The organism is Mycobacterium asiaticum, assembly GCF_001673315.1.
Taxonomy (GTDB): domain Bacteria; phylum Actinomycetota; class Actinomycetes; order Mycobacteriales; family Mycobacteriaceae; genus Mycobacterium; species Mycobacterium asiaticum_B.
This window is the reverse complement of the sequence record NZ_LZLQ01000065.1, coordinates 26,399-41,036: the sequence shown is the minus strand read 5'-3', so window position 1 is coordinate 41,036 and position 14,638 is coordinate 26,399. Positions and strand designations below refer to the sequence as shown.

Annotated in this window: 12 protein-coding genes; 5 read left to right on the top strand and 7 right to left on the bottom strand. The window is 66.2% G+C overall.

Going from position 1 to position 14,638, the window contains the following annotated elements:
• Positions 1–104 precede the first annotated feature (104 nt).
• Both A5636_RS09970 and iniC read left to right on the top strand, forming a co-directional pair.
• Positions 105–1,949 carry a dynamin-like GTPase family protein gene (locus A5636_RS09970; protein WP_065158476.1) on the top strand — a complete coding sequence of 615 codons (1,845 nt, stop codon included), beginning with the start codon at positions 105–107 and terminating at the stop codon, positions 1,947–1,949.
• The gene (iniC, locus tag A5636_RS09965; RefSeq protein WP_065158475.1) at positions 1,946–3,439 is read left to right on the top strand and encodes an isoniazid-induced dynamin-like GTPase IniC; all 1,494 of its coding nucleotides are present in this window, start codon (positions 1,946–1,948) and stop codon (positions 3,437–3,439) included. The genes A5636_RS09970 and iniC overlap by 4 nt, the downstream gene beginning before the upstream one ends.
• Before the next feature lie 6 nt (positions 3,440–3,445).
• Here the strand turns inward: iniC and A5636_RS09960 are convergent, their stop codons facing one another.
• The 7 genes from A5636_RS09960 to A5636_RS09930 all read right to left on the bottom strand — a co-directional run bounded on the left by A5636_RS09960 (position 3,446) and on the right by A5636_RS09930 (position 10,590).
• Positions 3,446–5,305, bottom strand: a complete 1,860-nt coding sequence (locus A5636_RS09960) for an Hsp70 family protein (RefSeq protein ID WP_065158474.1) — start codon at positions 5,303–5,305, stop codon at positions 3,446–3,448.
• An 82-nt stretch (positions 5,306–5,387) separates the two neighbouring features.
• Positions 5,388–5,891 carry an oligopeptide transporter substrate-binding protein gene (locus tag A5636_RS26500; protein ID WP_172827200.1) on the bottom strand — a complete coding sequence of 168 codons (504 nt, stop codon included), beginning with the start codon at positions 5,889–5,891 and terminating at the stop codon, positions 5,388–5,390.
• 74 nt (positions 5,892–5,965) lie between these two features.
• Positions 5,966–6,718 (bottom strand): hypothetical protein, encoded by a 753-nt coding sequence (locus A5636_RS09950; protein ID WP_065158472.1) that lies wholly within the window; start codon positions 6,716–6,718, stop codon positions 5,966–5,968.
• A gap of 32 nt (positions 6,719–6,750) precedes the next feature.
• Complete coding sequence (locus A5636_RS09945) at positions 6,751–7,320, bottom strand: hypothetical protein (RefSeq protein ID WP_437339816.1); 570 nt, start codon at positions 7,318–7,320, stop codon at positions 6,751–6,753.
• 126 nt (positions 7,321–7,446) lie between these two features.
• Positions 7,447–8,913 (bottom strand): amino acid permease, encoded by a 1,467-nt coding sequence (locus A5636_RS09940; RefSeq protein WP_065158470.1) that lies wholly within the window; start codon positions 8,911–8,913, stop codon positions 7,447–7,449.
• A gap of 107 nt (positions 8,914–9,020) precedes the next feature.
• A complete protein-coding gene (locus tag A5636_RS09935) occupies positions 9,021–9,677 on the bottom strand; it encodes an enoyl-CoA hydratase-related protein (RefSeq protein ID WP_065158469.1) in 657 nt (218 codons plus the stop codon).
• Positions 9,678–9,813: 136 nt separating this feature from the next.
• Positions 9,814–10,590, bottom strand: a complete 777-nt coding sequence (locus tag A5636_RS09930; protein ID WP_253900552.1) for a YoaK family protein — start codon at positions 10,588–10,590, stop codon at positions 9,814–9,816.
• Between the two features lie 272 nt (positions 10,591–10,862).
• On the opposite strand from A5636_RS09930, the gene dnaK reads away from it, so the two are divergent.
• From dnaK to dnaJ, 3 genes are read left to right on the top strand one after another with little or no spacing between them, the layout of a single operon-like run.
• Positions 10,863–12,734: a molecular chaperone DnaK gene (dnaK, locus tag A5636_RS09925; protein WP_065158468.1), complete on the top strand. Its 1,872-nt coding sequence runs from the start codon at positions 10,863–10,865 to the stop codon at positions 12,732–12,734.
• Between the two features lie 50 nt (positions 12,735–12,784).
• Positions 12,785–13,414 (top strand): nucleotide exchange factor GrpE, encoded by a 630-nt coding sequence (grpE, locus tag A5636_RS09920; RefSeq protein ID WP_065158499.1) that lies wholly within the window; start codon positions 12,785–12,787, stop codon positions 13,412–13,414.
• A 50-nt stretch (positions 13,415–13,464) separates the two neighbouring features.
• Positions 13,465–14,637 carry a molecular chaperone DnaJ gene (gene dnaJ / locus A5636_RS09915; RefSeq protein ID WP_065158467.1) on the top strand — a complete coding sequence of 391 codons (1,173 nt, stop codon included), beginning with the start codon at positions 13,465–13,467 and terminating at the stop codon, positions 14,635–14,637.
• Position 14,638: the final 1 nt, after the last annotated feature.

Below are 14,638 nucleotides of genomic sequence, written 5' to 3'. Positions count from 1 at the left end.
TCGACCGTTCAGCTGAGCACCGGCGGGGACCACCATGGTCCCCGCCGGTTTATGCACATACCGTGTTCTGACAGACCCGCGATTCGAGAAAGTGGGGCAGTAGGGTGACGCAACCCGCCGACGACCCACGTCGGGTCAGCGTGATCGTCGAGTTGATCGACCACACGATCGCTATCGCTGATCTCCACGAACGAGACGATCTGGTGCAGCGGCTGCGCCGGGCCCGCGCGCGAATCACCGACCCGCAGATCCGGGTGGTCATCGCCGGTCAACTCAAGCAGGGCAAAAGTCAGCTGCTCAACTCGCTGCTGAATCTCCCGGTCGCGCGGGTGGGCGATGACGAAGCCACGGTCGTCATCACCGTCGTGAGCTACAGCCCCCAGCCGACAGCCCGGCTGGTCCTGGCGGCTGGGCCCAACGGCGAAACCGCCACCGTGGACCTTCCCGTCGACGCCATCAACTCGGATCTGCGCCAGGCACCACAGGCTGCTGGTCGCCGCGTGCTCCGGGTCGAAATCGGCGCGCCCAGCCCGCTGCTACAAGGGGGATTGGCGTTCATCGACACCCCGGGCGTCGGTGGGCATGGTCAGCCGCACCTTTCGGCGACTCTCGGTCTGCTGCCCGACGCCGATGCGCTCCTGATGGTCAGTGATGCGAGCCAGGAGTTCACCGAACCCGAAATGTGGTTCCTGCGCAAAGCGCACCAGGTCTGCCCGGTCGGAGTGGTGGTCGCGACTAAAACGGACTTGTATCCGCGGTGGCGCGACATCGTCAACACCAACGCGGCCCACCTGCACCGTGCCCGGGTACCGATGCCGATCATCCCGGTCTCCTCGCTGCTGCGCAGCCATGCGGTCAGCCTCAACGACAAGGAACTCAACGACGAATCCAACTTCCCCGCAATCGTCAAGTTCCTCAGCGAAAGAGTGCTATCCCGTGAGAACGATCGGATACGCGACGAGGTACTGGCCGAAATCCGTTCGGCAACAGAACAATTGACAGTCTCCGCCAGCTCGGAACTATCCGTGGTGAACGACCCCCGGGTACGTGACCAGCTCGCCGCGGATCTCGAGCGGCGCAAGCAGGAAGCCCAAGACGCGTTGCAAGCAACCGCGCTGTGGCAGCAGGTCCTCAACGACGGGTTCACCGACCTGAGCAACGACGTGGACCACGACTTGCGCGCCCGGTTCCGCGCTCTCACCGACGACCTCGAGCGGCAAATCGACTCCTGCGACCCCACCCTGCACTGGGCGGAGATCGGCACCGACGCGGAGGATGCGGTGGCCACCGCCGTCGGCGACAACTTTGTCTGGGCATACCAACGGGCCGAGGCGCTCGCCATCGATGTCGCCCGCTCCTTCAACGATGCCGGGCTGAATTCGGTGATGTCGCCCGAACTGACGTCGCGGCTGATGGCCGGCAACTTCGACCAGCTCAAAGCGTTGTCGGAACTGGAATCCAAGCCCCAGGGCAAAGGCCAGAAGATGATTTCCGGACTGCGCGGCTCCTACGGTGGCGTGGTCATGATCGGCATGCTCTCGTCGGTGGCCGGGCTGGGTCTGTTCAATCCGGTGTCGGTGGGCGCCGGGCTGTTACTCGGCCGGATGGCCTACAAGGAGGAAAAGGAGAGCCGAGTGCTGCGGGCGCGCGCGGAGGCCAAGGCCAACCTGCGCCGCTTCGTCGACGAAGTGTCGTTCGTGGTGGGCAAGGAGTCCCGCGACCGGCTCAAGACGATCCATCGCACCTTGCGTGACCACTATCGCGACATCGCCAACGAGCTCAGCCGATCGCTCAACGAATCACTGCAAGCCACCCTCACCGCAGCGCATATGGAAGACGTCGAGCGTGACAGCAGGGTCCGCGAGCTGGAACGGCAACTGGACATCCTGCGCCAGGTCACCGAAAACTTAGACAAACTGAGGCCGCAGGCGACCATAGGACGAAGGTGAGCACAAGCGATCGGGTCCGCGCCATTCTGGGCGGCACCATCGAGGCGTACCGAGGGGAACCGGCCTATCGTCAGCGCCCGGACGTCTTCTATGAACTGAACCGCATCGGTGCGCGGCTCAACGAGCCCATTCGGATTGCGTTGGCGGGCACCCTCAAAGCCGGAAAGTCGACGCTGGTCAACGCGTTGGTCGGGGACGACATCGCACCGACGGACGCCACCGAGGCCACCCGGATCGTCACCTGGTTCCGGCACGGCCCCACTCCCAAAGTCACCGCCAATCACCGCGGCGGGCGGCGTAGCAACGTGCCTATCACGCACCGGGACGGACTGAGCTTCGATCTGAGCAGAGTCAATCCTGCCGAGGTGGTGGACCTGCACGTCGAGTGGCCCGCAGAGGAGTTGGTGAACGCCACGATTATCGACACCCCCGGAACCTCGTCGTTGACCCGCGAGGCATCGGAGCGCACCCTGCAACTGCTGGTGCCCGCCGACGGGGTCCCCCGGGTGGATGCGGTGGTGTTCTTGTTGCGCACCCTCAATGCGGCGGACGTCGCTTTGCTCAAACAGATCGGCGGGTTGGTGGGCGGCTCCGCCGGCGCTTTGGGCATCATCGGCGTCGCGTCGCGAGCTGATGAGATCGGTGCGGGCCGCATCGACGCCATGTTGTCGGCGAACGACGTGGCGAAGCGGTTCACCAGCGAGATGAACCAGACTGGTATCTGTCAGGCGGTGGTTCCGGTCTCCGGTTTGCTCGCCATGACCGCGCGCACCCTGCGACAGGGTGAGTTCGTCGCGCTGAAGAAATTGGCCGAATCCGACTCCGCCGAACTGAACAAGGCGCTACTGAGTGTGGACCGGTTCGTGCGGCCGGACAGTCCGTTGCCGGTCGATGCGCCCATTCGTGCGCAACTGCTCGAACGCTTCGGCATGTTCGGCATCCGCATCTCGATCGCCGTGTTGGCGGCCGGCGTCGCGGACGCATCGAGTTTGGCCGCCGAACTGCTCGAGCGCAGCGGGTTGGTGGCGCTGCGCGACGTCATCGACCAGCAATTCGCGCAGCGTTCCGACATGCTCAAGGCGCACACCGCTTTGGTGTCATTGCGCAGATTCGTCGAAACGCACCCCGTCCTGGCCACGCCGTACGTCATCGCCGACATCGACCCGCTGCTGGCCGACACCCACGCGTTCGAGGAACTCCGGTTGCTTGGTCAATTAGGTTCTCGTGCAACAACATTCGACGCAGAGGAGATGTCCTCGCTGCGCCGTATCCTGGGCGGCTCCGGGACTGACCCGGTCAGCAGACTGGGCCTGGACCCCGACCTGTGCCGGGTCGACCCGCAGGAGGCTCCGCGTGGGGCGTTCGCCGCGGCGCGATGGTGGCGACGCCGAGCCGAGCATCCGCTCAACGATCCGTTTACCACCCGCGCCTGCCGGGCTGCGGTGCGCAGTGCCGAAGCGGTTCTGGCCGAGTTCCCGGCGCGTCGCTGAGCCCGATCAGGTCGCCGGCGCGGGGGCGACAGAGGTGGCCGGCGCTGCTGCGGCTGAGGTCGCCGGCGCGGGCGCGGCTGAGGTCGCCGGCGCGGATGCGGCGGAGGTCGACGGCTGCGGCGCAGCGCTGGTGGTAGGCGGTTGCTGCGTCGTGGTCGGTGGCTGGGTGGTGGTCGGCGGGTTCGTGGTTGTGGGTTGGGTCGTGGTGGGCTGGGTGGTCGTGGTCGGCTGAGTCGTGGTGGTCGACGGCGTGGTCGACGTCGAACTAGCTGTTGTGGTCGTTTCCGGCGGGCTGGTGGTCGTGCTGGACGGCGGCTGCGAGGTCACGGTGACCGGCGGCGGCGTGATCACCGTCTCGGTCGGGCTGTTGTCGGTTCCGATCACCGTGGTGGTGATGGGCGGCGGCTGGGACGTGGTGGTTACGGGCTTGGCGTCGGTTGAGCGCAGCGTCAACGCCAGCACGACGGCCAACAGAATGGCGGCGCCGGCACCGGCCAGGCTCAAAAGGATCGCCGGGCGTCGGTACCACGGCGGGACCTCCGCTTCACCGGGGTATTGGTCCTGCTCGGTGTCGGGGAAGGCCGGACCGGGCGGCGGACCAACCGGGCCGGTGTAGTCGGCGGGGCCGGTGTAGGGGACGGGCTCCATCCCGGTGCCGCTGTCTTCAGACCAGGCCAGCGCACCGCCCTGTCTGGCGTCCTCTGGGAGGGCCTCGGTGGGTACCGCGGTGGTCGGGGACGCCGCGGTAGGGGATGCAGCTGTCGCCGCGCCCGCGGCACCGGCGGCAGCAGCGAGGCCGGTAGGTGCGTCGACCGCGGGCGCCATACCGGTGGGTGCCGCGGCGGCCGATTGCGCGACGGTACCCAGCGTGGCCGCGCCGATCGCAGCACCGAACAGAGGCTGCGGTGTGGTGAAGACCGGCACCTGCAATCGCTCCGACAGTCGGGTGGTGATCAACGGGATCTGGGCGCCACCGCCGACCGTCGCCACCGCGGCCAGGTTGGCGATACCGTTGCGCTGCAACACATCCCCGATCGAGGAGATGAACCGCTCCAGCGGGCCGGAGATCAATTGCTCCAAATCGGTGCGGGTCAGCTGCACACCGCTCCCCGCGCCGGCGGCAACGGTTGCCACCGTCGCTGCCGACAGTTGCTCCTTGGCGGCCCGGCAGCCGGCGAGCATTCGCGTCACCGATCCCATGGAGGTGGCGGTGCCCGAGACGCTGGTGTTGTCGACGCTGGGGGAGGCGGTCAGCGCATGATTCAGGATCAGCTGGTCGATGTCGTCCCCGGAGAATTCGCTGTAGCGGACTGTGCCGCCGACCGGTTGGAAATTGGATCCGGCGTTGGCCAGGGTGATGCTGGTTCCTCCGGCGCCGAAGTCGCACAACGCCACGACACCGCTGCGCGGAAATCCGGGTCTGGCGTTCAGGGCTGCCAGCGCGGCCGCGGCATCTGAGATCAACGTCGGCGTGCCACCCCTGGCTGCCAGATCGGGCTGAGCGAACAGCTCCTGACGCAACGCGGCGACCTGGTTTTCCGACCAATAGGCGGGAACCGCAATAGTGATCGGGGTCCCGTAGCCGACGGTGCGCGCCATCGCTTCCAGCGCTTCGATCGTGAGCGCCTGCCCCAGGTACTTCGTCCCGTCCGCGGCGACCAGTGGCGCAGGATCGCCGACCCGTTCCACGAAGCCGCGCAGGACCAGGCCGGGTTCGGTCAGATTCGGATTCTCCTCGGGGAGACCGACTTCGGTGGGGCGGTTCTCGAACAGGGTCAACACCGGCGTGCGGGACACCGGGACGCTACCCGAGCGGGCCGCGACCAGGTTTGCAACCCCGATCGACAACCCGAGCGACTCGCTCATATCAACACCCCTGAGTCCATTCCTTTGCTGGCGATCGACGGCCGCTCCCCACCCTAGCCGTCTGCTAGACGGCCGAGCCGGGTCAGAGGCCCGGCGGCAGATTGATGACGGTGGGAATCTGCGGCAACGTTATCTGCGACGGCAATCTCGGCAGCAACCCGGGTGCTGGGGAATTGGCCGGCGTCGTGGTCGGGCTCGTGCCGGTAGTCGGCGTCGTCGTGTCGCTGGTGGACGGCGCCGTAGTCGTAGTTGGCGTCGTCGTGGTGGTCGTCGTCGTTGTTGTGGTCGTCGTGGTTGTGGTTGTGGTGGTCGGCTGAGTCGTGGTGGTCGTCGTCGTCGGAGTGGTGGTGGTCGTCGTGGTAACGGAAGCGGGACTGGGACGGCCCTGGGACAACAGCACAATTCCGTAGATGATCAGCCCGATCAGCACAGCGATCAGCACGCCCCAGCCGACCAGCGCCAACGGTCGACGCCACCCGGGTGTCGGATCCGGTTGGGGTCCATAACCGCCGACCGGCCCGGGGCCGTAATTGCCGTAGGCAGTCGGGTCGTTGGCGCCGTTGTTAGGCGGGTCGTACCTGGTCACGGCCGCCGATGCTAGTGGCCGGCGCGACCTGCAAAGCGCCGCCACGCGGGCCCGTTGCCGATCGGTGACCTGCGCTACGGCAGGTGCGGCACCGTAATCGTCGGTCCGCCGGGAATGGTGATGGTGGACGGCAGCGGAGGCAGGTGCGGGACCCGATGGGTCGGTTGCTGTGACGGCTGGGGGGCTGGCGGCTGGCTCCTTGGCGGATTGGCTGGTGGCGCCGCCGTGGTGGGCTCTGCCGTGGTTTCGGTGGGGGTCGGCTCCGTGGTGGTGCTGGTGGTGGTGGTCGTGGTCGGCTCCGTGGTCGTGGTGGTTGTCGACGACGACGTGGTGCTCGGGGCAGGGCTTTTGCTCTCCCCGCCGCCGATCAGCTGGGTGACGCCATAGGCGATCAGCCCGAGCAGAATCAGGACGAGGATCGCCCAGCCGATCAGGGCCACCGGCTTGCGGTACCAGGGCCGCGCCCCGCCGTCCGGATCGTCGTCCAGCGGAGGGAACTGATCTGGCGGGGTTCCTTCGACGGTGGGCCGATCCAGCGGGGAGCCATGTTCCACGGTGGGTTGATTCAGTGGGGAGCCGTGCTCCACGGTGGGCTGGTACTGCATCGGCGCACCCGGCGGTTGGCCTTCCACCGTCGGCTGCTGCTGCGGTCCCGGGGGCGGACCCTGCGGAGGGGGCCCATACGGCGGTCCACCGGGCGGCTGCCCCGGCGGGCGTGGACCCTGAGGAGGCCCACCTGCAGGCGGGCCCTGCGGCGGGTAACCGCCGAAGCCGCCGTACTCGGTGGGCTGGTTGTTGAAGTCGTCCGGTGGGCCGTAGCGTGCCACAAGCCGATGGTATAGGTCGGCCCCCGGTCAGCTCAGAACGTGTTCACCTTGTCGATGCTGACGAACATCCCGTGGCCGGTGCCGTTGTTCTGGAAACGTGTGCCGTCCTTGCTGGCGACGATGGTCCAGCCCTGCGCATCGTAGGTCTTGTATTCGATGGTGACGGTGGGTATGGCCCCGAGGTTGCCCAAGATCCACTGCACGTTTCCGCCGGAAGTGATGTGCACCCCGTTAGCGTGCTCGCCCTCTTGAATGGGTGAGTTGGTGAACGGTGCCTCGCAACCGACGCTCTCCTTGTTGATCTGACACCGCGTCAGCCCCGACTTCGTTTCGATGAAGACGTAGCCGTTCTGATCGGGCTTCAGCGGTATCGCGCCGGGGGTCGGACTGGTCGGTGCGGCCGGCGGCGGTGCCGGGGCGGGGGCCGACGAAGAAGTCGGTGGTGCCGTGCTGGGCCGAGACGGCCGAGACGTGGGGAAAGTGGGTTCGGTCGGACCCGCCCCGGGTGAGGCGATAGGTCTGCCGTCGACGGTGCTGCTGCATCCAGCAACAAGCACGGCAGTGGCGAGCACGCCCCACCGCGCCATTGGCAATAACCGCACGCGCTACTCCCCGAAATCGAGATATCAGGAAGTCAGATTAAGGGCGTCAGCGCGCAAGTAACCGCAGTGACGCGCTGTTGCAACGCCGGCGATGGCAAAGCGTGATCCACATATGGCCCTCTGGCCTCATTCAACGGGTTCCGCGGAGGGGGAGACCTCAGCCGAACCCGCATCCTCGACGTGCTCAGCCTGCGCGGCGGCAATGTCCCGCACGCGTTTGCGTACCAGGAACCAGCCGCCAATCAGCGCCGGGATCCCGATTGCAATGGCGGCCAGCATCCAGCGGCCGTAGACCTTGTCGAACATCATCAGCACGAGCACGCCCGCCAGGAACACCAATGTGATCCAGCCCGTATAGGGGGACAGCGGCATGCGATACGTCGGACGCTCGGTCTCGCCGGACTTCGCCAGGTGATGGAAGCGCAACTGGCATGCGGTGATCGTTGCCCATGCCACGATCACTCCCGTCGCGGCGATATGCAGCACAATTTCGAACGCGTGACTGGGAGTGACGGCATTGAGCACGATGCCGAACAGGCCGATCCCGGCGGTGAGCAGGATGCCCCCGTAGGGCACTCCGTTCTTCGACATCGGCGCGGTGAACTTCGGCCCGCTGCCGTTGATCGCCATCGACCGCAGGATTCGGCCGGTGGAATACAGACCCGCGTTCAGGCTCGACAGTGCCGCGGTGAGCACCACGAGATTCATCAGGTCGTCGCCCCAGGAAATCCCGAGCTTGTCGAAGAACGTCACGAACGGGCTGACCCCGTCGCGGTAAGCGGTGTAGGGCAGCAGGAGTGCCAGCAAAAAGGTGGAACCGATGTAGAAGACAGCTATTCGGAACACCACCGAGTTGATCGCGCGGGGCATGATCTTCTCCGGCTCCGCGGTCTCCCCGGCCGCGATGCCGACCAGTTCCACGGCGGCGTAGGCGAACACCACCCCAGCGGTGACAAGCACCAGTGACAGCGCCCCCGTCGGCAGCAACCCGCCGTGGTCGGCCCAGATCGACAACCCGGTCTGCTGACCTTCGATCTTGAAACGCCCGGCCAAGAAGACCGTCCCGACGACGAGGAAGGTCACCAAGGCCAGCACTTTGATCAGGGCGGCCCAGAACTCCAGTTCGCCGAACAGCTTGACCGAGATCAGGTTCATCGACAGCACGACCACCAGCGCGATCAGCGCCAGGGTCCACTGAGGGATGCCTTGGAAGAGCCTCCAGTAGCGGCAGTACTGCGCGATGGCGGTGGTATCGACAATCCCGGTCATGGCCCAGTTCAGGAAGTACATCCAGCCCGCGACGAAAGCGACCTTCTCGCCGAAGAATTCGCGCGCGTAGGACACAAAGCTGCCCGACGACGGCCGGTACAGCACCAGTTCGCCGAGTGCGCGCAGAATCAAGAACACAAAGACGCCGCAGATCCCGAAGACGACGAACAATCCCGGTCCCGCCGTGGCGAGCCGACCGCCGGCACCCAGGAACAACCCGGTCCCGATGGCGCCACCGAGGGCGATCATCTGCAGCTGTCGGTTCTTGAGCGCTTTGTGATAACCGACGTCTTCCCGGTCCAGCGCGCGTGCGGGCGGTGTCATCGATTCCTATCGCCGAAGCTTGGGCGGGACGCCGCAAGATTGCCTGCCAGGCTATCCCACGGCGCCCGCACCGGCAGTTCACCGCCTCAGCAGCGACTCAGCAGCGTCTAGACGGCGGTGAGCGCAGCCACGGCCGGACCGAACATGGTGGTTTTGATGGCGCCGAGGGTGCCCCGGTCCTTGCCGCCCAACGGGCTTAGCAACTCCACCGCGGCGGCCGTCACCGCTCCCTCGCCCGCGGTGGCGTCGACGATTCCGATGCCGGCCGCATCGGCGCCGCCAAAGCGTCGCCCTGTGGTCATTGAGGCGACCGCGGCATGCGGGCTGAGCTTCGCCTGGATCAATGCGGCCATACCCGGCGTGAACGGGATACGGATATCCACCTCCGGGAAGCAGAAGAACCCGCGGTCGGCGCGCATTACCCGGAAGTCGTGAGCCAAGGCCAACATCCCGCCGGCGCCGAAGGCGTGACCGACCACCGCGGCAGCGGTCGGTATGGGCAGCGTGAGCATCCGTGCGAGCAGGTTTTGCACCCGGCCGACATAGGACTGGAGCTGATCGCTGTGTGCGCCCAGCCAATCGAGGTCGAGTCCGTTGGTGTAGAACTTGCCGCCCGCCGTGGTGACCAGACCGTGCGCGTCACTCGCCTCGACCTCGTCGATGCGGGCATTGATTGCGTCGAGAAACTCCGGAGAGAAGCGGTTTTCGTCGTCACCGAGGTCTAAAACGGCGATCTTGTCGTCGTAGGTCAAGTTGATCGTCATGACGGGGTCCTTCCGGGTCCGTTGCGGGGTTCTATTTCCAGGACGGCCCGCACCGCGGCACGGATCTGCCCGCGGGCGGTGTTGCGGCGAAGGCGGTGCGCCGCAGCGAGAACCCGGTTCGTGTTCGCGTGCGGGTTCAGGCTGGAGCGCTGACTACCTGCGCGGTGATGATGCCATCCCGGACGCGGAGCTTGCGGCTGCGCATCATGCCGAACGCGGCCAACGCCAGGCAGATCGAGGCCGGAACGACCAGGGCGTGCCCACCGATATGGGCCCCGGTCATCAAGCCGGCCACCGCCCCGGTCAGGAACAACAGCAGCGTCGAGGTCAGGATCGCCGCCTTCCACTTGTCGAGGCTCTCTCGGCGGCTGCGGCCCAGCATGAGCCCGAGGTCGGTGACGGTACCGGTGAAATGCGTGGTGCGGACCGGCATGCCGCGAAAGCTAGAGGTCAGGCCGTTCTGCAGGCCGAGCGCCGACGCGGCCAGCAGCGCCTGCACGGCGGTTTCCTCGATGCCGGATCCCAGAATCATCGACTTGATATCGGATTCTTCGATGCCGGCAGCGGCCAGCAACAGCAGCGAGGCCTGTAGCGCCAAGACTGACGCGTGCCGAGTGCCGATATGCACGCGCTTGGACGCGAGCAACGCCCCGGCGATGGCCGCACCGAACAGGAAACCCACCAGAATCGCCACGAGCACATGGCTTTCGTAGCGCCACGGGTGAGCGCTGTCCATGCCGATTTGGGTGGTGATGCCGGTGAGGTTGCCGACGGGAACCGCCATGATCAGGATCGCCACCGCGTTCACCCAACCCGCGTTCAGTGCGAGTAACGAGCTGTAACCGAGCATGCGGCCCTGCGAGGACATACCCCTCTTGCGTTCCGAACCCCTCTTGCGTTCCGAACCCGACATCGGCCCCCCGACCTTCTTCCCCCCGCTGAGACTTTCGGCAAGCCTAACGACGAGATCACGAATAAATTTTCGGATTTTGCTCTTCATAGAAGGCGCATATGCACACCCCCGGGAACAAAGTTGCGTATGGCGCCGTTAGGATGATCAGCAAGTTGAGCGAATCACACTCAAGTATGGGTTGACAGCAAATGCGGACCCGGAGCAGTCTTGAGCGGGGTTCACTCAGCATAGTGCAACAAAAAAGACGTTCTACACATTCAGGAGGAATCACTATGGCTCGTGCGGTCGGCATCGACCTCGGGACCACCAACTCCGTCGTCGCAGTCCTGGAGGGTGGCGACCCCGTCGTCGTCGCCAACTCCGAGGGCTCGCGGACGACTCCGTCCGTCGTGGCGTTCGCGCGCAACGGCGAGGTGCTGGTTGGCCAGCCTGCCAAGAACCAGGCAGTGACCAACGTCGATCGCACCATCCGGTCGGTCAAGCGTCACATGGGCACGGACTGGTCGGTCGGCATTGACGACAAGAATTATTCGGCGCCGGAGATCAGCGCCCGGGTGCTGCAGAAGTTGAAGCGGGACGCCGAGGCCTACCTCGGTGAGGACATCACCGACGCGGTGATCACCGTGCCTGCGTACTTCAACGACGCTCAGCGTCAGGCGACCAAGGATGCCGGGCAGATCGCCGGGCTCAACGTGCTCCGGATCGTCAACGAGCCGACCGCTGCCGCGCTGGCCTACGGCCTGGACAAGGGTGAGAAGGAACAGACCATCCTGGTCTTCGACCTCGGCGGCGGTACTTTCGACGTCTCGCTGCTCGAGATCGGCGAGGGCGTGGTCGAGGTGCGTGCCACCAGCGGTGACAACCACCTCGGTGGCGACGACTGGGACCAGCGCGTCGTTGACTGGCTGGTGGAGAAGTTCAAGGGCACCAGCGGCATCGACCTGACCAAGGACAAGATGGCCATGCAGCGGCTTCGTGAAGCTGCCGAGAAGGCCAAGATCGAGCTGTCGAGCTCGCAGAGCACCTCGATCAACCTGCCCTACATCACCGTGGACGCGGACAAGAACCCGTTGTTCCTCGACGAGCAGCTGACCCGGGCCGAGTTCCAGCGCATCACCCAAGACTTGCTGGACCGCACCCGCAAGCCGTTCCAGTCGGTCATCGCCGACGCCGGCATCTCGGTGGCCGACATCGACCACGTGGTGCTCGTCGGTGGTTCGACGCGTATGCCTGCGGTCACCGAACTGGTCAAGGAGATGACCGGCGGCAAGGAGCCCAACAAGGGCGTCAACCCCGACGAGGTTGTCGCCGTGGGCGCCGCGCTACAGGCCGGAGTCCTCAAGGGCGAGGTGAAAGATGTTCTGCTGCTTGATGTCACGCCGCTGAGTCTGGGCATCGAGACCAAGGGCGGGGTGATGACCAAGCTCATCGAGCGCAACACCACCATCCCGACCAAACGGTCGGAGACCTTCACCACGGCCGACGACAATCAGCCGTCGGTGCAGATCCAGGTCTTCCAGGGGGAGCGCGAGATCGCCTCGGCCAACAAGCTGCTGGGCAGTTTCGAGCTGACCGGTATCGCACCGGCTCCGCGTGGTGTCCCGCAGATCGAAGTCACTTTCGACATCGACGCCAACGGCATTGTGCACGTCACGGCCAAGGACAAGGGCACCGGCAAGGAGAACACGATCCGCATCCAGGAGGGCTCCGGCATCTCCAAGGAAGAGATCGACCGGATGATCAAGGAAGCCGAGGCGCACGCGGACGAAGACCGCAAGCGTCGCGAGGAAGCCGACGTTCGCAACCAGGCCGAGACGCTGGTCTACCAGACGGAGAAGTTCGTCAAGGAACAACGTGAGGCCGAGGGCGGTTCGAAGGTGCCCGAGGACACGCTGAACAAGGTGGAAGCCGCTGTGGCCGAAGCCAAGTCGGCGCTGGGCGGCCAGGACATCGGCGCGATCAAGTCGGCGATGGAGAAGCTGGGGCAGGAATCCCAGGCGCTGGGTCAGGCCATCTACGAGGCCGCTCAGGCTGAGGGTGGCGCCGCCGGCGGTCAGCCCGGCGGTGCCGGTTTCGACCAGGGCGGTTCGGCTGACGACGTCGTGGACGCGGAGGTGGTCGACGACGACCGGGAGTCCAAGTGACCGCGCGCCGCGACGATGCAGAGCGAAGCGATGAAGAGGAGCGGCGCAAAGTGACCGACGACCAGCAGGAACCCGTGACTGTCACCGACAAGCGGCGCATCGATCCTGAAACTGGTGAAGCACGGCAGGTTTCTTCCGGCGCTGCGGCGCCGGGAGAGCCGGCCGGGGCCGGTTCGTCGGGCAAGGTCGCCGAGCTCACTGCCGACCTGCAGCGGGTACAGGCGGATTTCGCCAACTACCGCAAGCGGGCCATGCGTGACCAGCAGGCCGCCGCCGATCGCGCCAAGGCCACGGTAGTCAGTCAATTGCTGGGTGTGCTCGATGATCTGGACCGGGCGCGCCAGCACGGCGACCTGGAGTCGGGGCCGATGAAGGCGGTTGCCGACAAGCTGATCGGCACGCTGACCGGGCTGGGGCTCACCGCGTTCGGCGCCGAGGGCGAGGACTTCGACCCGGCGCTGCACGAAGCCGTACAGCATGAAGGTGACGGTGGGCCGGGTACCAAGCCGGTGATCGGCACGGTCATGCGGCAGGGCTACCAGCTCGGTGAGCAGGTGTTGCGGCACGCGATGGTCGGTGTCGTGGACACCGTCGGCGGTGAGCAGTCGGCCAGCGGGGACGCTGGTTCGGCAAGTGAAGCGGCCGACACGAGCGATAACGCCGACGGCTCCGGTGGTTAAGGCAGACAATCTACGAGAAGGTCAGCGAGAAGATAAGGAGGTGACGCGAAATGGCTCAGCGGGAATGGGTCGAGAAGGACTTCTACAAGGAGCTGGGCGTCTCCTCTGACGCCACTGCCAAGGACATCAAGACTGCGTACCGCAAGTTGGCGTCCGACCTGCACCCGGACAAGAACCCCAGCGGTGCCGAACGGTTCAAGGCGGTCTCCGAGGCCTACAGCGTGCTGTCGGACGAGGCCAAGCGCAAGGAGTACGACGAAACCCGCCGGCTGTTCGCCGGCGGTGGCTTCGGCGGCGGCCGCCGGTTCGACACCGGTGGCTTCGGTGGCTTCGGCGGTGGCGGTGACGGCGCCGAGTTCAACCTGAACGACTTGTTCGACGCCGCCGGCCGATCCGGCGGCGCCAACATCGGCGACCTGTTCGGTGGCTTGTTCGGGCGAGGTGGCACCACCCGTCCGAGTCGGCCGCGTCGCGGCAACGACCTCGAGACCGAGACGGAACTGGATTTCGTCGAGGCGGCCAAAGGCGTCGCGATGCCGTTGCGGCTGACCAGCCCCGCCCCGTGCACCAACTGCCACGGCAGCGGAGCACGCCCGGGCACCAGCCCGAAGGTGTGTCCCAACTGCAACGGCGCGGGTGTGATCAGCCGCAACCAGGGCGCGTTCGGCTTCTCCGAGCCGTGCACCGAATGCCGGGGGAGCGGCTCGATCATCGAGCACCCCTGCGAGGAGTGCGGTGGCAACGGCGCGACCACCCGGACCCGCACCATCAACGTGCGGATCCCGCCGGGTGTGGAGGACGGGCAGCGGATCAGGCTGGCCGGACAGGGCGAGGCCGGTTTGCGGGGCGCCCCGTCGGGTGACCTGTACGTGACGGTGCACGTGCGGCCGGACAAGGTGTTCGGGCGTGACGGTGACGACCTCACCGTCACCGTGCCGGTTAGCTTCACCGAATTGGCCTTGGGCTCAACGCTTTCGGTGCCCACGCTGGACGGCAAGGTAGGCGTGCGGGTGCCGAAGGGCACCGCGGACGGCCGCATCTTGCGGGTGCGCGGACGCGGGGTGCCCAAGCGCAGTGGTGGTAGTGGCGACCTACTGGTGACTGTCAAGGTGGCGGTGCCGCCGAACCTCGAGGGCGCCGCCCAGGAGGCGCTGGAAGCCTACGCGGCAGCCGAGCGGTCCAGCGGGTTCGACCCGCGAGCCGGATGGGCAGGTAATCGCTGAT

What these genes read in the sequence shown, in the direction of transcription:
- A5636_RS09960 (WP_065158474.1), bottom strand. Translation starts at nt 5,305, where the DNA reads ATGAGCGAGTCGCTCGGGTTGTCGATCGGGGTTGCAAACCTGGTCGCG.
- A5636_RS09935 (WP_065158469.1), bottom strand. Translation starts at nt 9,677, where the DNA reads ATGACGATCAACTTGACCTACGACGACAAGATCGCCGTTTTAGACCTC.
- dnaJ (WP_065158467.1), top strand. Translation starts at nt 13,465, where the DNA reads ATGGCTCAGCGGGAATGGGTCGAGAAGGACTTCTACAAGGAGCTGGGC.
- dnaK (WP_065158468.1), top strand. Translation starts at nt 10,863, where the DNA reads ATGGCTCGTGCGGTCGGCATCGACCTCGGGACCACCAACTCCGTCGTC.
- A5636_RS09940 (WP_065158470.1), bottom strand. Translation starts at nt 8,913, where the DNA reads ATGACACCGCCCGCACGCGCGCTGGACCGGGAAGACGTCGGTTATCAC.
- A5636_RS09930 (WP_253900552.1), bottom strand. Translation starts at nt 10,590, where the DNA reads ATGTCGGGTTCGGAACGCAAGAGGGGTTCGGAACGCAAGAGGGGTATG.